Origin of the sequence: Aliiroseovarius sp. F20344, from assembly GCF_023016155.1 — a bacterium.
GTDB lineage: Bacteria > Pseudomonadota > Alphaproteobacteria > Rhodobacterales > Rhodobacteraceae > Aliiroseovarius.
Window position 1 is genome coordinate 426,407 of record NZ_JALKBG010000003.1, and the last position, 19,803, is coordinate 446,209.

Below are 19,803 nucleotides of genomic sequence, written 5' to 3' on the forward strand. Positions count from 1 at the left end.
ACTCTTTTCCGGGATCCACACGGCGCGATTGATGGGATTCTTTTTGGTTTCTCACACCTACTCGATGCCAAGCTCGTCCAAGATTGCTTCGATCCGAGGCACGTCTTCCGGGTTGTTCAGTTCCCAAAACTGGCGGGCGCGGGCGTCCACTTCGACGCACTGGATGGGTTTGTCACGCTCAAGGAAGCGAAGCTGTTCAAGACCCTCAAGCTGCTCCAATGGTCCCGATTTCCACAGGGGGTACGCGGCAAGGGCGGAAGGTCGATAGGCATACACGCCGACATGGTGGAAGACCGGAGATTGATCTTTGGCAGACCAGTCGTTTCCTTGCGTGTAGGGGATCACCTCTTTCGAGAAATAGAGCGCCTTGCCCTCAGCCCCAAAAACGGCAGTTGTTGCGCCGACACGGCCTGCTTTGCGATCTTCAAGGAATCCATTCAACGCCCGCCCGTCGCACCGCAACACCGGGGTCGCAACTTCGGCGGTTGGGTGGATGGTTAGCGCCTCGACAAGCTCTTCCACGAACCATGGCGGGGTCAAAGGCGCATCGCCTTGCAGGTTAACTACGATATCATAGTTGCCACCCAGTGCGGTCAGCGCCTCGGCACAGCGTTCGGTTCCGTTTTCGCAAGAAGACGATGTCATAACCACCTCGGCACCGAAGCTTTCAGCCTCGGTCCGTATGCGATCGTCATCGGTGGCAACCACGACGCGATCCACCCCGCGAACGGCCTGCGCAGCGTCCCAGCTGCGTTGGATCAGAGATTTGGAAACACCTGTCACCCCACGTAGCGGCGCAAGCGCCTTACCCGGATACCGGATCGAGGCATAGCGCGCAGGGATTACGATCAGCGTGGCCATGGCGGATCAAGCCTGTTTCAGGTCAACGCCCGGAGCATAGGCAATGAAAAACGGGTTTTCATAGATCGGCTTGCCGTAAGTCAGCGGGGTGTGATCGTCGAAACGAATGACATCACCGCCTGCACCTTTCAGAACGGCATGACCGGCTGCGGTGTCCCACTCCATTGTGCGGCCTACGCGGGGATAAAGATCCGCCTCGCCAGTGGCTACAAGGCAGAACTTCAACGAACTACCCGCCGACTTGCTGTCCTTCACGCTATATTTATTGATGTAATCCTCGGTCGCCTGATCGCGGTGCGATTTTGAAGCAACGATGAACAGCGCGTCATTGTCAGGGGTCGAGACCTTGATCGGGCTCAGTGCGCCCATAGTGTCCTTTTCAAACGGGCCTTGCTCTTCCACGCTCTCGCCGCCAGCGCGGGTGAAGAACATCCGCCCCTTGGCAGGTGCATAGACGACTCCGCGAACAGGGGTGCCATCAACTACGTAAGCGATATTCACGGTGAAATCGCCACGGCGGTGAATGAACTCTTTTGTACCATCCAACGGGTCAACAATCAGAAACTCGCTGGCCTGCTCGCTGTGGCTGTCTGCTTGTTCTTCCGTCACCAACAGCACATCCGGGAATGCCGCACGCAATCCAGCCGAGATCAGAGCGTCCGCCGCTTCGTCGGCAGCAGTTACAGGGCTGTCATCGGATTTGGCACGCACGTCGAAATCGTCCGAGTTGTAGATCTCCATGATCACGTCCCCGGCTTCCAGTGCCAAAGTACGCATAACGGTTTCCAGACGATCAAAATCCAAAGTGAAGCTCCTTAAATAAGGCCTAATGTGGCCCTGTTGATAACATTTTGCCGCCCCCTTATGATCAACCAGTAAAGGATCATCAAGAATTCCCTGCTAAAAAGTCAGCACCACGGTTCAAGGTAGCCACATGTTCGAGGCAAAGAAGAAACAATCGCGGCTGTCCGCGGCGCTTTCAATGTTCGAGGTCATTTATCACATGACCGCGCACAGCATTCGCAGCACGCATACAAATGCGCTGGCTGCTATTGCCCTGAACATGCTTCAGGTCGTGATGATGATTGCCGTGTTCTTTGCGATGTTTTCGTTGATTGGGCTGCGCGGTTCGTCTTTGCGTGGCGATTTTCTGCTCTACATCATGTCGGGCATTTTTATCTTCGTGACGAATGTGAAAGCCATGGGTGCTGTGGCCGGTTCTTCCGGTCCGTCGCACCCGATGATGCAACACGCACCGATGAACACCTTTGTTGCCATGGTCTCGGCTGCGTTGGGGTCTTTGTATATCCAGATCCTGACCATCACGGTAATTCTGGTCATCTATCATATCGGATTCACACCCGTTGAGGTTCATCAACCTTTTGAGGCCTTCCTCATGATCATCTTGGCATGGTTCAACGGTGTCTCAATTGGCTTGATCTTTCTTGCGATGAAACCCTGGCTTCCGCAGTTCACAAGTATTTCGCAAACCATCTATACGCGGGCAAACATGGTTGCATCCGGCAAGATGTTTGTTGCGAATTCGATGCCGTTTTACATCGTCGCAATGTTCAGCTGGAATCCACTGTTTCATATCGTAGACCAAACGCGCGGGTTTACCTTCATCAACTACAATCCCCACTACACAAACTGGATGTACCCTCTGGTCTTCTCTGCTGTGTTCACCTTGCTGGGACTGATGGGCGAAAACTATTCGCGCAAACATGTCTCCGCCAGTTGGGCTGCCCGTCAATAGGCATATTGAAGGGACAAAAGCCCCTTCATTTGCCCATTCTGGGCTAAAACCTCAAATTGACTCGTGTTTTTTAGCGCAATCGGGGCCTTCGACCGCTTGCAGGCCCCTATTTGCCTACTTATATACGCCGAGACGCCGGAGAAGGATCACTCCTAAACCGGTAAAAATTTGGGATCAGGGGCCGATGCTTTGCAAGGTCGGTTCCTTCAACATCGCCTAAGAGAGGATATTGAGCATGGCCAAAGTCATCGGTATCGACCTCGGCACCACGAACTCGTGTGTTGCCATCATGGACGGCTCGCAGCCGCGAGTCATTGAAAACGCAGAAGGTGCACGTACCACGCCTTCGATCGTCGCCTTCAAGGACGACGAACGCCTCGTTGGCCAGCCGGCTAAACGTCAGGCTGTCACCAACCCCGACAACACCGTCTTCGCCGTGAAGCGCCTTATTGGTCGCGACATGAACGATCCGGCTGTCGAGAAAGACAAAAAGCTGGTGCCTTATGCCATCGTAGATGGCGGCAATGGCGACGCATGGGTTGAAGCTGCTGGCGAAAAGTATTCGCCTTCGCAAATCTCGGCCTTCATTCTGGGCAAGATGAAAGAAACGGCAGAAAGCTATCTGGGTGAAGAAGTCACTCAGGCCGTGATCACCGTGCCTGCCTACTTCAACGACGCACAGCGTCAGGCCACCAAAGACGCCGGCAAGATTGCTGGTCTTGAAGTACTGCGTATCATCAACGAACCAACCGCAGCCGCACTGGCCTACGGTCTGGACAAGCAAGAGACCCAAACCATCGCGGTGTATGATCTTGGTGGTGGTACCTTCGACGTGACCATCCTGGAAATCGACGACGGCTTGTTTGAAGTGAAATCGACCAACGGCGACACGTTCCTTGGTGGTGAAGACTTCGACATGCGCATCGTTCAGTATCTGGTCGATGAGTTCAAAAAGGAAAACCAGGTTGATCTGTCGAAAGACAAAATGGCTCTGCAGCGCCTGAAAGAAGCCGCTGAGAAAGCCAAGATCGAACTGTCGTCGGCCTCGCAGACCGAAATCAACCAGCCCTTCATCTCGATGGGTGCTGATGGTGCACCGCTGCACATGGTCATGAAGCTGACTCGCGCCAAGCTGGAAAGCCTTGTGTCGGACCTGATCAAGCGTTCGATCAAGCCCTGTCAGGCTGCTCTGAAAGACGCTGGCCTGTCGACCGGCGACATCGACGAGGTGGTTCTGGTCGGTGGTATGACCCGCATGCCGAAAGTGATCGAAGAGGTCACCAAGTTCTTCGGTAAAGAGCCCCACAAGGGTGTGAACCCAGACGAAGTGGTTGCCATGGGTGCTGCCATTCAAGCCGGTGTTCTGCAGGGCGACGTGAAAGACGTTGTTCTTCTGGACGTAACACCGCTGTCGCTGGGCATCGAGACGCTGGGTGGCGTGTTCACTCGCCTGATCGACCGCAACACGACGATCCCGACCAAGAAGTCGCAGATCTTCTCGACCGCGGAAGACAATCAGAACGCCGTGACCCTGCGCGTGTTCCAAGGTGAACGTGAAATGGCTGCGGACAACAAGATCCTTGGCCAATTCAACTTGGAAGACATCCCGCCGGCACCGCGCGGCATGCCTCAGATCGAAGTGACCTTCGACATCGACGCCAACGGCATCGTTGAAGTGGGCGCCAAGGACAAAGGCACCGGCAAAGAGCAGAAGATCACCATCCAAGCTTCGGGCGGTTTGTCGGATGACGACATCGAAGCAATGGTGAAAGACGCCGAAGCCAACGCCGAAGCCGATAAGGACCGTAAAGAGCTTGTCGAAGCCCGCAACCAGGCCGAAAGCCTGATCCACTCGACCGAGAAGTCGATGGAAGAGCATGCGGACAAAGTCGACCCGACCACGATCGAAGCAATCGAGCTGGCAATTGCCGCTCTGAAGGACGATCTGGCCAAGGAAGACGCGTCGGCTGACAAGATCAAAGGCGGCGTTCAGAACGTGACCGAAGCGGCCATGAAACTGGGCGAAGCGATCTATAAGTCGCAGCAAGAAGAAGCTGCGGGGGAAGCCTCGGAAGAAGCTGATGGCCCCTCGGCTGTTGACGATGACATTGTTGACGCTGACTTCGAAGACCTCGACGACAACAAACGTTAAGTCGATTAGGTGAAAGGCGGGGCGGCACGGCTGCCCTGCCCCCCTCCCAAAGGGAGAAGACCCCATCATGGCAAAACGTGATTACTACGAGGTTCTTGGTGCCGCGAAAGGTGCTTCGGCGGACGAGCTGAAGAAAGCCTATCGCAAGAAAGCCAAAGAACTGCATCCAGACCGGAATTCGGACAATCCGAACGCCGAGGCTCAGTTCAAAGAAGTGAACGAAGCTTATGACGTTCTGAAAGACGCCGAAAAGAAAGCGGCTTATGACCGCTTTGGCCACGCTGCCTTTGAAGGTGGCATGGGCGGACGTCCCGGTGGTGGCCATCCCGGCCAAGGCGATTTCGCGAGCGCGTTTTCGGACGTGTTTGACGATCTGTTTGGCGACTTTATGGGCGGCCGTGGCGGTGGGCGTTCGCGCGCTCAGCGCGGATCGGATCTGCGCTATAATCTGCGTGTGAACTTGGAAGAAGCGTATTCGGGGCTGCAAAAGACAATCAACGTACCAACATCCGTTGCGTGCGATGAATGCGAGGGCAGCGGGTCAGAATCCGGGGCCGAACCCTCGGTCTGTCCGACGTGTCAGGGCATGGGCAAAGTCCGTGCACAGCAAGGCTTCTTTACTGTCGAACGTGCCTGCCCAACCTGTCAGGGCACGGGCCAGATGATCCAGAATCCGTGCAAATCCTGCCACGGTGCTGGACGCATCGAAAAAGAACGTTCGCTGGCCGTAAACATCCCTGCAGGTGTTGAAACCGGCACACGCATTCGTCTGGCTGGCGAGGGCGAAGCTGGCCTGCGTGGTGGACCCCCGGGTGATCTGTATATCTTCATCGAAGTGACAGAACACGCCATTTTCGATCGCGAAGGCACGCATCTGCATTGCCGCGTCCCCGTATCGATGAGCGCCGCTGCGCTTGGCGGTGACATCGAAGTTCCAACCATCGACGGTGGTCGGTCGCGTGTGAAAATCCCGTCGGGCAGCCAGTCCGGTCGCCAGATGCGTCTGCGCGCAAAGGGTATGCCCGGCCTGCGTGGCGGGCCAAACGGCGACATGTACATCGAACTGGCGGTGGAGACTCCGGTCAATCTGACGTCGAAGCAGAAAGAACTGCTGCGCGAATTCGAAAAACTGTCGGAAGAAAACAACCCTGAAAGCACGAACTTCTTTTCGAAGGTCAAGAATTTCTGGGATGGCATGAAAAGCTAAATGCCTTAAATGCAAACGGAATGCCCCGGTGTTGTCAAAACGCCGGGGCATTTTCTTCTGGGCGGACGTTAACACTTCGTTCACCACTTTTGGGGCAAGCTAATCCCATGACCAAGAGCAGTAATTTCCAGTTCGGCGAAATGCCCCAAGCCCTGTTTGATATGGACGAGGCACCTGTGCTGCCGATCGATATGAATGCTGGCAAGCTTCCATCTTACATCCAAGATCACCGCCAAAGACTGCGCGCCCGTTTCAATGAAGGCGGGGCGCAGGCCATGCCGGATTATGAGTTGCTTGAGCTTTTGCTGTTCCGATCCATTCCGCGCCGCGATGTGAAACCCATTGCGCGCGAGCTTCTGGACATTTTCGGGGATTTCAACCGCGTGGTCACAGCGCCAGCGGATCGTCTGAAGTCCGTGTCGGGCGTCGGGGAATCCGTCATCACGGACCTAAAGATCATCGAAGCTGCGGCACATCGCATGGCGCGTTCGAAAGTGATCCAACGGCACGTAATCTCAAGCTGGGATGCGGTGCTGGATTACTGCCACACCACCATGGCGCATCGTGACACTGAACAGTTCCGGGTTCTGTTCCTGGACCGCAAAAACGTGCTGATCGCGGATGAGGAACAATCCAAGGGCACGGTTGACCACGTTCCAGTTTATCCGCGCGAAGTGGTAAAGCGTGCTTTGGAGCTGAATGCCTCGGCTTTAATCCTTGTGCACAACCATCCTTCGGGGGATCCAACGCCATCGGAAAGCGATATCCAAATGACAGCGCAGGTGAATGATGCGGCCAAAGCGCTGGGCATCGCGCTTCATGATCATCTGATAATCGGAAAATCGACAGAGCTTAGTTTCCGTTCGGAAGGGTATCTTTAAGCGTGGATTGCAGAGCTTAATCCACCCAGATCTCAACCCGCCGATTAACGCTTCGTCCCCATGCGCTGTCGTCACAGGCCATAGGCATCGCTTCGCCAAACGCATCAATTTGCATATTTACACGGGCGGAATCAAAGGCCTCTAGCTGAGCCAGAACCAGATCGCGTACGGCTCTGGCGCGTCTTTCGGACAATGATCTGTTTTGCGCGGCAGCACCTTGCCCGTCTGAGAATCCAACGAATGACAAGCGCTTCCCATCAAATCGCCCGCTTTCCAGTGCTTCGGCCAGCAGTGCAACATTTGACCGTGACGGCGCATCCAGAAGCGTTGATCCACCCTGGAACCGGAAGCTTATGGAAAGCCGTTCCGATCCGGACAATGTGCCAATCATGCGCTGAAGTTCTGTCAGGGCAACCTCTTCCCCAGCAGATTTGATGGCATTTGCCATCCGGTCACCTTGTGCGCGGATGGGCTGCCGGGTCAGCGCTTGATCTACAAAGCCCGCACGACGGGTTACAAACTGCGCACTGTCGGTGCGGAGGTAGGCCAAGAACTCGCGCCCAATTTGCGGCAATCGGCGTTCGGGCAAGTACAGGAACATGGGCATGGTCAATGGATAGTCTTCTGACTTGATCGACGCACGCGAGGCATGGACCGAGAACCCGCAACTTCCCGACAGCTCTACCACCTCGCCACTGCCGCGCTGCGTATAGGTGGTGATCGCAATGCCATAAGGGTCACGCGCCACAGCGTCTGCCAAGGTGCGCATTGTTGGATGTGTGACGACGTTCTCGGACAGGGACACACCTTGCGCGGCGATCACATCTGTCATGAACACCGGGCCGAAACCTTCCTCAACATCCATCATATAGGGGGTTATGGGGGCATCCTCGCCACCAAGTTCGCTCCAATTTTGAATCCTGCCAGCATAGATCGCAGCCAGTTGAGAAATTGACATTTTGGTCACCGGATTGCCCGGCGAAACAATCGGTACAAGCGCATCTAGGGCAGCAACGCGACTTTGACGCGCAACACGCAGATCACCCAAACCGGCATCCCGCGCAAGGCTACGTTCGCGCGTGGTGGCCTGTCGCATCGACAGAACCATATCGGCTTGCTGACTGAGCAGATCGGCGAACCCTTCAGAGCTGGTGTTCAGCTTGATTGTAAAGCGCGCGACCTCTTGTCCGCTGCCGCCTTCCAGAAGGGTGTAGACTGTGCCAACGCCCTGCACTTCCTCGCGCTTCAGCGCATAGCCGTTTCGTAGCGCAAAGCCTTCAACCAACGCAGGGAATAGGACAGCGCCCATGTTGTGTGCGCCCGATATTGTCAGCTCTGCCACAAAAGGCCCAAGGCTGGGGCAGCCTGGCCCCTCGCAACTGACGCCAGAGCTGTCGACGGTCAGAATGCCGAACTCTGTATCAACACGATAAAACTCGCCATCAAAGGTCAGAAGCTGGCCGGTCAGTTCGATCGCTCCATCACGTGAAGTCAGGGTAACGTCTTGTGCCTGCGCAGCCGAACTGCCGATTAGGGCGACCACAAAGGCCACACGCAGAAGTCGCGCAAGGATATCAGGGAAAATTCTAGTCACAGAGGGACCATATGTATTTCCACGCACAGCGCCAGAACTTCCCACCCTAATCCATCATTTAGCGAATTCAGCGTGGCCATTCTGACAACGTCATAGGACAATTCAGGTGCGGTTATGGAGTGTTGTCACGCCGCGCAGCGACGTGACGTGGTTACAGTCGACCGTGACAGTGTTTGAACTTTTTGCCTGATCCACAAGGGCAGGGGTCGTTGCGCGACGGGTTGCCCCAAGTGCTCGGATCATTCTCATCAAAGCCTTCGATCGCATTTTCAGGCGCTTCCGCAGCCTGCGCCAGCGCTTGTTGCTGCTGAACCATTTGCTGCATCATTGCCTGCTGTTCTTCTTCTGACATGGGACGAATCTGAGACAGCTTCTGCGTCACATCGGACCGCAGACCATCCAGCAGGCTTTCAAACAGCTGGAAGGCTTCTGTCTTGTATTCATTCAACGGATCACGCTGAGCGTATCCACGGAATCCAACGACCGAGCGCAGGTGATCCAGTGTTAGAAGATGCTCACGCCATTTCGCGTCGATCGTTTGCAAGATCAGCTGCTTTTCGATCGAGCGCATAGTTTCAGGCCCGAAATCAGCGGCTTTCTTGGCCATGAACGCGTCCGAGGCATCATAAAGACGCTCGCGAATCAAGTCGTCATCCACACCTTCTTCGGCAGCCCAATCGACAACCGGCTCTTCAAAGCCCAGATGTTCGATCACGGCAGCCTGAAGCCCATGCGTGTCCCACTGATCGGCGTAGGATTTTGGGGGCATGTACTGATCAACCAGATCATCAATCACCTGATGACGCATGTCGCCAGCAATCTCGGACAGGTCTTCCGCTTCCATGATTTCCAGACGCTGACCAAAGATCGCCTTACGTTGATCGTTCATCACGTCATCGAATTTCAGAAGCTGTTTACGGATGTCGAAGTTGCGACCTTCGACCTTGGCTTGCGCGCGTTCGAGCGATTTGTTGACCCAAGGGTGAACAATGGCTTCGCCTTCATCCATGCCCAGGGTCGACAGAACTTTCTCAAGCCGTTCAGACCCGAAAATACGCATCAGATCGTCATCCAGAGACAGGAAGAAAGCCGAACGGCCCGGGTCACCCTGACGGCCCGAACGACCGCGCAGCTGATTGTCAATCCGGCGGCTTTCGTGGCGTTCTGTTGCCAGAACGAACAAACCACCGGCATCTTTCACGGCTTGTTCTTCCGCTTCGTGTTCCGTTTCAATGCGGGCACGGATTTCATCCGGGTTGCCGTCCGGGTTGGCCGCGATGGCCTCCATCACCTTGAATTCGACATTGCCGCCCAGCTTAATATCCGTACCACGACCCGCCATGTTAGTTGCGATGGTCACCGAACCCAGCTTGCCGGCGTCAGCGACAATCTGCGCCTCACGCTCGTGTTGGCGAGCGTTCAGGACGTCATGCTTGATCTTGGCGTCAGTCAGAAGCTGCGACAATTGCTCGGATTTCTCGATCGATGTCGTACCAACAAGAATTGGCTGACCTTTTTCATTTGCATCGCGGATTTCATTTACGATGGCCGCGTATTTCTCGCGTTCTGTACGATAAACAGCGTCATGTTCGTCAATCCGGGCAATCGGGCGGTTGGTTGGAACTTCAACCACACCAAGGCCGTAGATTTCGGCAAATTCCTCTGCTTCGGTCAGAGCGGTGCCCGTCATGCCGCCAAGCGTGTTGTAGAGACGGAAGTAGTTTTGAAACGTTACCGACGCCAAAGTGACGTTCTCCGGTTGCGTTTTGCAGCCTTCCTTAGCTTCGATCGCTTGGTGCAGGCCTTCGGACAGACGGCGCCCTGCCATCATGCGGCCTGTAAATTCGTCAATTAGGATCACTTCGCCATCGCGGACAATATAGTCCTTATCGCGCGTGAACAGTTTATGAGCGCGTAACCCCTGGTTCAGATGGTGCACAATCGTGGTGCTTTCTGGATCGTAAAGCGTTTGACCTTCCGGCAGCACACCGCGGGATAAAAGAAGTTCTTCCAAGAACTCGTTGCCTTCTTCAGTGAAGGTCACGCCACGGTTCTTTTCGTCGATCGTATAGTGCTCTTCCGTAAGCTCAGGAACCAGGGCGTCGATGGTCACATAAAGCTCGGAACGATCTTCGGACGGGCCCGAGATGATCAGCGGTGTCCGTGCTTCGTCGATCAGGATCGAGTCGACTTCGTCCACAATCGCGAAGTTGTGGCCGCGCTGTGACATGTCCTTCAGCTCGGACTTCATGTTGTCGCGCAGATAATCAAAACCAAGTTCGTTGTTCGTGGCATAAGTGACGTCGCAGGCATAGGCCTCGCGTTTCTCGTCGTCAGCCTGATGGGGATACACGACACCCGTGGTCATGCCCAATGCGGAAAAGACATTGCCCATCCATTCAGCATCACGTTTGGCAAGATAGTCGTTTACAGTAACGATGTGCACGCCCTTGTCGGTCAGTGCATTCAGATAAGCGGGGAAGGTCGCCACAAGAGTTTTGCCCTCGCCGGTCTTCATTTCAGCGATATTGCCCTGATGCAGGAAGATCCCACCCATCAACTGGGTGTCAAAGGCCCGCAGACCCAACGCACGCTTGGCAGCTTCGCGACAGTTGGCAAAAGCCTCTGGCAAGATGTCATCCAGCTTTTCGCCATCCGCCACGCGTTTCTTTAATTCTTCGGTCTTGGCGACGATGCCGTCATCCGACAGGGCGGAAAACTCGTCCTCAAGCGCGTTGACCTTTTCGACAATGGGTCGCGTGGCTTTGACCAATCGATCATTGGGTGTGCCAAAGACTTTGCGCGCGATTTTTCCAAGCATGTTTTTTGTGCCTCAATGCGGTTTAACGCTGGTGTGACCAGAGGAAACTTGTCCGTCGTGATCCAGCCGCCTATCTAAGAGCCCAAGAACCCACGCTCTTAAGCCCTTAGCGATGTAAGCGTCGGGTGGAAAACTGTCAATGTCGCCGGGTGTTCCGGCCTGTTTTAAAGGATATTTTCATGCTTAATCGCCACGCGGCCGCTTTCGGTATCGCCCTTTCGCTGACATTCGGCGCACCAGGCTTCGCGCAGGAAACTGCATCAGAAGACACTATGCCCAAGGTTGAGGTTCAGGCTGACACCGTTCTTGCAACCGTAAATGGCGAAGAAATCACCGTCTCGCACGTGATTGCTGCCCGTCAAGGGTTGGCTCAACAGTTCCAAACCCTGCCAGACGACGTTTTGTTCCCTGGCTTGATCGACCAGTTAATCCAGCAAACCGTCCTTGGTCAGGCTGTTGAAGAAATCAGCCGTCGCGGCGAAATCATTTTAGAAAATCAACGTCGTGAAATCGCGGCTGCCGAAAAAGTTGACGGAATCGTTGCAGATGCTGTGACGGACGATGCCCTTAAGGCTGCTTATGATGCCAAATATGCAAATGCCGAACCGACCAAGGAATTCAGCGCCGCGCATATTCTTGTCGCGACCGAGGATGAAGCCAAGGATTTGATCACCAAACTTGGAGGTGGTGCGGATTTCGCGGAACTGGCGAAAGAGTTTTCTACCGGACCGTCTGGCCCGAATGGTGGCGAACTGGGATGGTTTGGCCCCGGCATGATGGTGAAGCCATTTGAAGATGCCGCAATGGCTTTGGGTAAAGGCGAAATTTCGGCCCCGGTTCAGACGCAGTTTGGCTGGCACGTCGTCAAACTGAACGACACCCGCATGGTTGGCGCCCCCGAATTGGATGAGGTGCGTGCAGAACTGGCCGCGCAAATTGAAAACGACGCTGTGGAAGCAGCCCTGCAAACCCTGCTGGAAGGCGCAACAATCGAGCGTACGGATCTTGAAGGGATCGACCCTGCTGTCACACGTGATATGACACTGCTGGACAACTGATCGCAGAGGGCAGACATGGGCAAGACGGCGAAAATCAAGAAGCTGAAAAAGAAGGTCGCGAAGCTGAAGGCCAAATTGGTAAAGGCTCACGACCACACGCATAAGGTTTCGCCGCTTGCCCCAGCAAGCTTTCCTGACCTGCCCGTCATAGCGGGGGCACGATTTTCCGCAGTTAAGGCAGGCGTGAAATACAAAGATCGGCTAGATGTCATGCTGGCCGAGCTTCAACCCGGCACAACGATGGCAGGTGTTTTCACAACATCCGCCACACGTTCTGCCCCGGTTCTGGATTGTCAGGCCAAACTGGGCAAAGCGTCTGACAAAGGCGCTGCTATTCTTGTGAATGCAGGCAACTCCAATGCGTTCACTGGCGCGGCTGGCGATGGTTCGGTCGAGGCGATAACGTCGGCAGTGTCCAAGGCATTGCAGGTTCCACAAGACCGCGTGTTCACAGCATCCACTGGCGTTATCGGGGAACCGCTTCCTCACAACCGGATCACCGACAAAATCGACGAACTTAAGGGCCTTTTGGTTCCCGACGCCATGGAGGATGCAGCGCAGGCGATCCGCACCACCGACACATTCGCCAAAGGCGCGAAGGCCGAAGTGAAAATCGGGGATCGCATTGTGCATATCGCGGGCATCGCCAAGGGCTCAGGCATGATTGCGCCGGATATGGCGACCATGCTGGTGTTCATCTTCACGGATGCTCTGATTGATCAGGGCGATCTGCAAGCCATGCTTTCGGATCTGAACGAAGACAGCTTCAATGCCATCACGGTGGACAGCGACACTTCAACATCAGATACGCTTCTCCTAGCCGCAACCGGGGCATCCGAGGTTAGGGTGGATCAAGACAATGCCGCGTTCCGCGCCGCGCTGGACGACGTCATGCTGGATTTGGCCCATCAGGTTGTGCGCGACGGTGAGGGTGCCACGAAGTTTGTCGAGGTCCGCGTGACCGGCGCAAAATCAGATGCCGACGCTAAGGTCCATGCGCTGTCCATTGCCAACTCGCCTTTGGTGAAAACCGCCGTGGCTGGAGAGGACCCCAACTGGGGTCGCGTTGTCATGGCAATTGGTAAATCCGGGGCCTATGCAGACCGCGATCTGCTGACCATTCGTTTCGGGGATATCTTAGTCGCTGAAAAAGGCTGGGTCTCACCGAATTACCACGAGGATGCGGGGGCCGCTTATATGCAGCAAGATGATTTGCTGATTGATGTGGATCTGGGGGTCGGCAACGGCAAAGCCACCGTCTGGACTTGCGACCTGACCCACGCTTACATCCAGATCAACGCGGATTATCGGTCGTGAAGACAGTCCTGGTTTCCGCAGTAGCCCTGATCGACTCAGATGGGCGTATCCTTCTGGCCCAGCGCCCAGAAGGAAAATCCATGGCTGGCCTATGGGAGTTTCCGGGCGGCAAGATCGAACACGGTGAAACACCAGAAGCGGCTTTGGTGCGTGAGCTGCACGAGGAATTGGGCATCGACACTTGGTCGTCCTGTTTGGCCCCTCTGTCCTTCGCAAGTCATAGCTACGATGACTTCCACCTACTGATGCCGCTTTTCGCGTGCCGAAAGTGGAATGGAACCCCCATGCCGCGCGAGGGTCAGGTGCTTAAATGGGCGCGCGTTGATCAACTTCGCGAGTTTCCGATGCCTCCTGCAGACCTGCCATTGATCCCGATTCTACGCGATCTACTTTGACGCGCAGTTTGTTTACTCAGAGTTTACCTAAGGTGTGATATACTGAACCTGTTCAGATTCCTTTTTGGGGGTATCACATGCTCAGAACCATCATGATCGGTAACTACAGTATGGTGCAGGGCCAGTACGTAAGGACGCTCTCGGATGGGCGTATTGTGATCCGGGTTGGGCACCGCCTGCACACCGGATTTCCAGTATCCAGTGACATTGCTGCCTAAGGGACCGCACCACTCACCAACCAATGAAAAAGGGGACGGAAAACCGTCCCCTTTTTATTTCTTATCAAACAATTAGGACAGTTTAGTCCAGCGAGCGTTCGACTTCTTCACGTTCGAAGATCTCGATCACATCGCCCGGACGGATGTCGTCATAGTTTTCGAATGCCATACCGCATTCTTGACCAGATAGAACTTCCTTCACTTCGTCCTTGAAGCGTTTCAGAGTCTTCAGCGTGCCTTCGTGGATCACAACGTTGTCACGCAGCAAGCGCACACCAGCCGAACGGCGCGCAACGCCTTCGGTGACCAGACAGCCAGCAACCTTACCAACACCCGTAACCTTGAAGACTTCGCGGATTTCCGCGTATCCAATGAAGTTCTCGCGAACCTCGGCAGAGAGTAGGCCAGACGCCGCCGCTTTCACGTCATCCACAAGGTCATAAATGACCGAGTAATAGCGGATCTCGACGCCCTTTTGGTTGGCCGAGTTACGGGCCGACGCATTCGCACGAACGTTAAAGCCGATAACCGGAGCACCTGATGCTTCCGCCAGACCGACATCCGTTTCGGTGATCGCGCCCACACCATAGTGCAGCACACGAACACGCACTTCGTCGTTGCCGATTTTTTCCATCGCCTGAACGATGGCTTCGGCAGAACCCTGCACGTCGGCTTTGACCAGAATGGGCAGCTCGGCCACATCCTTGTCGGCTTTCGCCTTGGCCATCATCTGTTCCAAAGTGGTCGCAGCACCAGCGGCAGCACGTTTGTCCTTGGCAGCTTGTTCACGATACTCGGCGATTTCACGGGCCTGAGCTTCTGTATCCACCACGTTTAGAACGTCACCAGCTTCGGGTGTGCCGTTCAGGCCCAGAACCTCGACCGGAACCGAAGGACCAGCTTCTTTCACACGATCACCATGGTCGTTGACCAGCGCGCGGACTTTACCCCACTGCTCGCCTACAACGAAGATGTCGCCCTGCTTCAAAGTACCGTTCTGAACCAGAACGGTGGCAACCGGACCGCGGCCCACATCAAGCTGAGCTTCGATCACGGCACCAGATGCGGCACGTGTCGGGTTGGCCTTAAGCTCGAGGATTTCGGACTGCAGTGCGATGGCTTCCAGAAGTTCATCCAAACCCTGACCCGTGATGGCCGAGACTTCAACATCCTGCACTTCGCCAGACATCTTCTCGACGATGACTTCGTGCTGCAGAAGCTCTGCGCGAACGGTATCGGGGTTGGCTTCTGGTTTGTCGCATTTGTTGATCGCAACAATCATCGGAACACCCGCCGCTTTGGCGTGGTTGATGGCTTCGATGGTTTGCGGCATGACACTGTCGTCAGCAGCAACAACCAGAACAACGATATCCGTCACCTGCGCACCACGCGCCCGCATCGAGGTAAACGCGGCGTGGCCGGGTGTATCCAAGAAGCTCAGCGTTGTGCCGCTATCGGTTGTGACCTGATATGCACCGATGTGCTGTGTGATGCCGCCAGCTTCGCCAGCAGTTACTTTCGCATCTCGGATCGCATCCAGAAGCGAGGTCTTACCGTGGTCAACGTGGCCCATGATCGTGATGATCGGAGCGCGGTCCACAAGGTCTTCTTCCTTGTCTTCCACGGAATCAATCACGTCTTCCACGTCAGAATCCGAAACACGCACAATCTTGTGGCCGAATTCTTCGATGATCAGTTCTGCAGTGTCAGCGTCAACCGCCTGGTTCTGCGTGACCATCATGCCCATATTCATGAGCGACTTAACAACATCAGCGACGCGTTCCGCCATGCGGTTGGCCAATTCGGACACAATGATGGCTTCGGGGACTTGAACGTCGCGGATAACCTTTTCCCGCTCGACCGATTCACCCATGGCTTTTTGACGCGCGCGTTCTTGCTTACGGCGCATGGAAGCAACCGAACGTTGGCGCCCGTCACCGCCACGCATAGCTTGGTTCAGAGTCAACTTGCCCGAGCGGCGGCCATCGTCGCGACCACCTTTGTTGCCACGGTTCTGACGGTCATTTGCACCACCGCGGTCGTCTTTCTTACGAGGTGCCGACGAAGGCTTGGTCGTGCCACGTTGTTCAGCGGCCTGCGCAGCGGCCGGATCGGCGGCAGGGGCAGGCTTCGCACGTGTCTTAGCCTCTTCAGCTTCACGCTTCTTGCGTTCTTCTTCTTCGGCTTTGGCTTTCAGCGCTTCTTCGCGTTCGCGTTCGGCACGTTCTTTGGCCTCGGCTTCTTCGCGACGACGCTTGCGGTCTTCCTCGCGGGCCTTTTCTTCGGCTTCGCGCTTAGCCGCTTCTTCGACTTCGCGCGACTTTGCAGCCTGAAGCGCCTTCATACGGCGTTCCATCTCCGCATCCGAGATGCCAGCAGGACGTTTGCGTGGATCACCACCGGCAGGGGCTGCGCCCGCGCCACCAGCGCCCGCACCCGGCTTGGGCACGACAACACGCTTGCGTTTCGTTTCGACCACGACGTTTTTGGTGCGCCCGTGGCTGAAGCTTTGCTTCACCTGACCTGGGCGGCTTCCGCGCAGGCCAAGGGTCTTTTTGCCGTCATTATCGCTCATCTGGTCTTCGTACCTTTCCGGCGAGCCTTCCCGCCGTCGTTGTCTTGCACAACACGCATCGCTGTCAGTTTCTGGGCTTCCTCTACAACACGAGAGGCCAAACCGCCAGACGCAAGCGCGCCATGTATCACATTTTCACGTCCAAACGCCAAACCCAGCTCATCGCCGGTCAGACATTCAATAAACCGTCCCTCTTCGCGGGGCGGTCTGAGCTTCGATTTTCCGCGCTCGGACCCGTCCGAGGCTTGGATCAAAACGTGGGCCTGATCTTTCATCAGCCAGTCTTTAACTTTCTCATACCCAGCGATCGCTTGACCCGCTTTGCGCGCCATCGCAATCAAATGCACCACCCGATCTGCATAGCCACGCTCAAGCAACTCAAGCAGACCATCTGGCACGGTGACCGGCTTGCGCGCAGCGCGCGAAAACAGGCCTTTCTTGATCGCCGTGGCAATCGCCGCACGATTGGCGGCGACATAGATCCCACGACCCGGCAGTTTGCCCAACAGGTCAGGCACCACCATGTCATCCGGCCCCACGACAAAGCGGATCAGTCCGGCCTTTGGCTCGGTTTCTCCGGTTGCGATGCAACGCCGTTCGGGCTCATCCGGCCGCTTTTTATGTCCACCACGCGTCATGCGTCGCTACCTGAGACCTGAAATCAGGCCTCAGCTCCTTCTTCCGCGGCTTCGGCTTCTTCTTCGCCTTCGGCAGCTTCTGCTTCTAGTTCAGCCGGATCGACCCAGCCTAAAAGGATACGGGCAGTCATGACCATGTCCTGTGCTTCTTCCAGCGTCATGCCGAACTTCTCAAGCGACCCATCGTCTTTGATGCGCTCGCCGTCAACTGTGGTCCAACCACCGGCCAGTTCCCAGTCAGCACAGGTTGCGAAATCTTCCAGCGACTTCACACCATCTTCGGCCAAAGCTTCAACCATCTGAGCCGTCAGGCCTTCAAAAGCGATCAGGCTGTCTTCAACACCCATCGCTCGGGCGTTTTCCAGTGCCTTGGCGGCCTGAGCTTCCAGATATTCACGGGCACGAGTCTGCAATTCATTTGCGGTGCCTTCGTCAACACCGTCAATCACCAGCAGTTCATCGACCTCGACATAAGCGACTTCTTCCAAATTGGTGAAGCCCTCTGAGACCAATAGCTGGGCAAAGAACTCGTCCAGATCAAGGGTCTCCATGAACAAAGCGGTACGCACAGCGAATTCTTTCTGGCGACGTTCGCTTTCTTCAGCCTCAGTCATGATATCGATGTCGAGGTTGGTCAGTTGCGATGCAAGACGCACGTTCTGACCGCGGCGGCCAATGGCCAGCGACAGCTGCTCGTCGGGCACAACCACTTCGATTTTGCCAGCTTCTTCGTCCAGAACAACCTTCGAGACTTCAGCAGGCTGAAGAGCGTTCACAAGGAAGGTCGGTTGATCTTCATTCCATGGAATAATGTCAATCTTCTCGCCCTGAAGTTCGTTCACAACGGCTTGTACGCGCGAGCCACGCATACCAACACAGGCACCAACCGGGTCAATCGAACCGTCATAGGAAATCACGGCGATCTTTGCGCGCGAACCGGGATCACGGGCCACGGCCTTGATCTCGATGATGCCATCATAGATTTCCGGCACTTCCATCTTGAACAGTTCGGCCATGAATTCCGGCGCGGTGCGCGACAGGAAGATCTGCGGACCACGCGATTCACGACGAACGTCTTTGATGTAGCAGCGGATGCGATCGTTCGGGCGATAGCTTTCACGGCCGATCTTTTCATTGCGGCGCAGGATGGCTTCGCCAGCACCCACGTCCACGATGACGTTGCCATATTCTTCGCGTTTAACCTGACCATTGATGATGGTACCAGCGCGGTCTTTGAATTCTTCATACTGGCGATCACGCTCAGCTTCGCGAACCTTCTGCAGGATCACCTGCTTGGCGGACTGCGCTGCAATACGGCCCATTTCAACCGGTGGGACTTCTTCAACGAAGGTGTCGCCGACAGCCGGGTTTTCCATGTATTGCTTGGCTTGCTCGACCGTGAACTCAGCCTGATAGTTCTCAAGCTCATCGTCCTCAACCACTGTACGCACGCGGGTGAACGCGGCACGACCGGTCTTGCGGTCGATGGACACGCGAATGTCCATTTCCGCGCCGTAGCGCGACTTGGCTGCACGGGCCAAGCTTTCTTCCATCGCTTCGATGACCAACGCAGGGTCGATCATTTTTTCGCGGGCCACGGCCTCGGCGGTTTGCAAAAGCTCAAGCTGGTTTGCAGAAGTAATTGCCATGGTCAGTCCTCCTCGGAACCGGTGATTTCTTGAATTTCGTCAAATTGGGCTTCGTCGATCTGACCCGCATCTTTGCGCTGACGCAGTGCTTCACGGATCAGTTCGTCGGTCAAAACCAGCTTGGCATCTGCCAACCAGTCAAAATCAAGGCCAATGGTGACCTCTTCGCCCTGGTTCTCGATCTCGATCAGAACCTCATTTCCATCAACGCCCGCAAGGTTGCCCTTGAAGCGCTTGCGTCCATCAATCAATTCGGACGTTTCGATCTTGGCGACATAGCCGCTCCACGCATCGAAATCCTTCAGACGTGTCAGCGGACGGTCGATGCCGGGCGAGCCGACTTCAAGCGTATAGTTGTCCTCGATCGGGTCTTCCACATCGAGGATCGCACTGATCGCCGTTGAAATCTCGGCGCAATCATCAACCTCGATCCCGCCATCAGGGCGTTCCGCCATGATCTGCAGGGTCGCAGTCTTGCCGCCCATCAGGCGCAGACGCACAAGTTCAAAGCCCATGTCTTCGATCACAGGCCCGACAATGTCGGCCAGACGACGGTCAATCGCGGTATTGGCAACAAGGTTGCTCACTCGCATCTCCAAAACAAAAAAACGGGCCAGCGGGCCCGTCGGATTTTCCGGTGGAGCTTCGGGGGTGGAGACCGAAGCGCCGCTGTTGAATTGG

The 19,803-nt window shown here is 55.6% G+C and carries 15 protein-coding genes; 7 read left to right on the plus strand and 8 right to left on the minus strand.

The genetic code is table 11. The features are described 5' to 3' along the window. Window positions 1-57: 57 nt before the first annotated feature. Together MWU55_RS02605 and cysQ are read right to left on the minus strand one after the other, a co-directional pair. Window positions 58-861 (minus strand): manno-octulosonate cytidylyltransferase, encoded by an 804-nt coding sequence (locus tag MWU55_RS02605; RefSeq protein WP_246934143.1) that lies wholly within the window; start codon window positions 859-861, stop codon window positions 58-60. A 6-nt stretch (window positions 862-867) separates the two neighbouring features. Then, window positions 868-1,665 carry a 3'(2'),5'-bisphosphate nucleotidase CysQ gene (gene cysQ, locus MWU55_RS02610; protein ID WP_246934145.1) on the minus strand — a complete coding sequence of 266 codons (798 nt, stop codon included), beginning with the start codon at window positions 1,663-1,665 and terminating at the stop codon, window positions 868-870. 130 nt (window positions 1,666-1,795) lie between these two features. Here cysQ and MWU55_RS02615 point away from each other — a divergent pair, with 130 nt between their 5' ends. The 4 genes from MWU55_RS02615 (at window position 1,796) to radC (ending at window position 6,857) form a co-directional block, all read left to right on the plus strand. Further along, window positions 1,796-2,617 carry an ABC transporter permease gene (locus MWU55_RS02615; protein ID WP_246934146.1) on the plus strand — a complete coding sequence of 274 codons (822 nt, stop codon included), beginning with the start codon at window positions 1,796-1,798 and terminating at the stop codon, window positions 2,615-2,617. Between the two features lie 235 nt (window positions 2,618-2,852). Further along, the gene (gene dnaK, locus MWU55_RS02620; RefSeq protein WP_246934147.1) at window positions 2,853-4,769 is read left to right on the plus strand and encodes a molecular chaperone DnaK; all 1,917 of its coding nucleotides are present in this window, start codon (window positions 2,853-2,855) and stop codon (window positions 4,767-4,769) included. 67 nt (window positions 4,770-4,836) lie between these two features. Continuing rightward, entirely contained in the window at window positions 4,837-5,976 is a 1,140-nt protein-coding gene (gene dnaJ, locus MWU55_RS02625) for a molecular chaperone DnaJ (protein ID WP_246934148.1), read from the plus strand. Between the two features lie 107 nt (window positions 5,977-6,083). After that, on the plus strand, window positions 6,084-6,857 hold the full coding sequence (gene radC / locus MWU55_RS02630; RefSeq protein ID WP_246934150.1) for a DNA repair protein RadC: 774 nt from the start codon (window positions 6,084-6,086) through the stop codon (window positions 6,855-6,857). A 16-nt stretch (window positions 6,858-6,873) separates the two neighbouring features. On the opposite strand, the gene MWU55_RS02635 is transcribed toward radC, so the two are convergent. Beyond that, window positions 6,874-8,451 (minus strand): phosphate ABC transporter substrate-binding/OmpA family protein, encoded by a 1,578-nt coding sequence (locus tag MWU55_RS02635; RefSeq protein WP_246934151.1) that lies wholly within the window; start codon window positions 8,449-8,451, stop codon window positions 6,874-6,876. Window positions 8,452-8,602: 151 nt separating this feature from the next. Further along, window positions 8,603-11,272: a preprotein translocase subunit SecA gene (gene secA / locus MWU55_RS02640; RefSeq protein WP_246934152.1), complete on the minus strand. Its 2,670-nt coding sequence runs from the start codon at window positions 11,270-11,272 to the stop codon at window positions 8,603-8,605. A 179-nt stretch (window positions 11,273-11,451) separates the two neighbouring features. On the opposite strand from secA, the gene MWU55_RS02645 reads away from it, so the two are divergent. From MWU55_RS02645 to mutT, 3 genes are read left to right on the plus strand one after another with little or no spacing between them, the layout of a single operon-like run. Continuing rightward, window positions 11,452-12,330: a peptidylprolyl isomerase gene (locus MWU55_RS02645; protein ID WP_246934153.1), complete on the plus strand. Its 879-nt coding sequence runs from the start codon at window positions 11,452-11,454 to the stop codon at window positions 12,328-12,330. 15 nt (window positions 12,331-12,345) lie between these two features. Continuing rightward, on the plus strand, window positions 12,346-13,647 hold the full coding sequence (gene argJ, locus MWU55_RS02650; RefSeq protein ID WP_246934154.1) for a bifunctional glutamate N-acetyltransferase/amino-acid acetyltransferase ArgJ: 1,302 nt from the start codon (window positions 12,346-12,348) through the stop codon (window positions 13,645-13,647). Beyond that, complete coding sequence (mutT, locus tag MWU55_RS02655) at window positions 13,644-14,042, plus strand: 8-oxo-dGTP diphosphatase MutT (protein WP_348646208.1); 399 nt, start codon at window positions 13,644-13,646, stop codon at window positions 14,040-14,042. Before argJ ends, mutT begins: the two co-directional genes overlap by 4 nt. A gap of 300 nt (window positions 14,043-14,342) precedes the next feature. Here the strand turns inward: mutT and infB are convergent, their stop codons facing one another. From infB to rimP, 4 genes are read right to left on the minus strand one after another with little or no spacing between them, the layout of a single operon-like run. Continuing rightward, window positions 14,343-16,835, minus strand: coding sequence for a translation initiation factor IF-2 (gene infB / locus MWU55_RS02660; protein ID WP_246934155.1), 2,493 nt, complete (start codon window positions 16,833-16,835; stop codon window positions 14,343-14,345). Continuing rightward, window positions 16,832-17,473, minus strand: a complete 642-nt coding sequence (locus tag MWU55_RS02665; protein ID WP_246934156.1) for an RNA-binding protein — start codon at window positions 17,471-17,473, stop codon at window positions 16,832-16,834. Before MWU55_RS02665 ends, infB begins: the two co-directional genes overlap by 4 nt. A 23-nt stretch (window positions 17,474-17,496) precedes the next feature. Continuing rightward, window positions 17,497-19,122: a transcription termination factor NusA gene (gene nusA, locus MWU55_RS02670; protein WP_246934157.1), complete on the minus strand. Its 1,626-nt coding sequence runs from the start codon at window positions 19,120-19,122 to the stop codon at window positions 17,497-17,499. 2 nt (window positions 19,123-19,124) lie between these two features. Further along, window positions 19,125-19,709, minus strand: a complete 585-nt coding sequence (gene rimP / locus MWU55_RS02675; protein ID WP_246934158.1) for a ribosome maturation factor RimP — start codon at window positions 19,707-19,709, stop codon at window positions 19,125-19,127. Window positions 19,710-19,803 lie beyond the last annotated feature (94 nt).

Bases quoted from the DNA above. Each gene is read 5' to 3' on its own strand.
- MWU55_RS02645 (WP_246934153.1), top strand. From the start codon at position 11,452: ATGCTTAATCGCCACGCGGCCGCTTTCGGTATCGCCCTTTCGCTGACA.
- MWU55_RS02615 (WP_246934146.1), top strand. From the start codon at position 1,796: ATGTTCGAGGCAAAGAAGAAACAATCGCGGCTGTCCGCGGCGCTTTCA.
- dnaK (WP_246934147.1), top strand. From the start codon at position 2,853: ATGGCCAAAGTCATCGGTATCGACCTCGGCACCACGAACTCGTGTGTT.
- MWU55_RS02605 (WP_246934143.1), bottom strand. From the start codon at position 861: ATGGCCACGCTGATCGTAATCCCTGCGCGCTATGCCTCGATCCGGTAT.
- radC (WP_246934150.1), top strand. From the start codon at position 6,084: ATGACCAAGAGCAGTAATTTCCAGTTCGGCGAAATGCCCCAAGCCCTG.
- argJ (WP_246934154.1), top strand. From the start codon at position 12,346: ATGGGCAAGACGGCGAAAATCAAGAAGCTGAAAAAGAAGGTCGCGAAG.
- nusA (WP_246934157.1), bottom strand. From the start codon at position 19,122: ATGGCAATTACTTCTGCAAACCAGCTTGAGCTTTTGCAAACCGCCGAG.
- infB (WP_246934155.1), bottom strand. From the start codon at position 16,835: ATGAGCGATAATGACGGCAAAAAGACCCTTGGCCTGCGCGGAAGCCGC.
- secA (WP_246934152.1), bottom strand. From the start codon at position 11,272: ATGCTTGGAAAAATCGCGCGCAAAGTCTTTGGCACACCCAATGATCGA.
- dnaJ (WP_246934148.1), top strand. From the start codon at position 4,837: ATGGCAAAACGTGATTACTACGAGGTTCTTGGTGCCGCGAAAGGTGCT.
- MWU55_RS02665 (WP_246934156.1), bottom strand. From the start codon at position 17,473: ATGACGCGTGGTGGACATAAAAAGCGGCCGGATGAGCCCGAACGGCGT.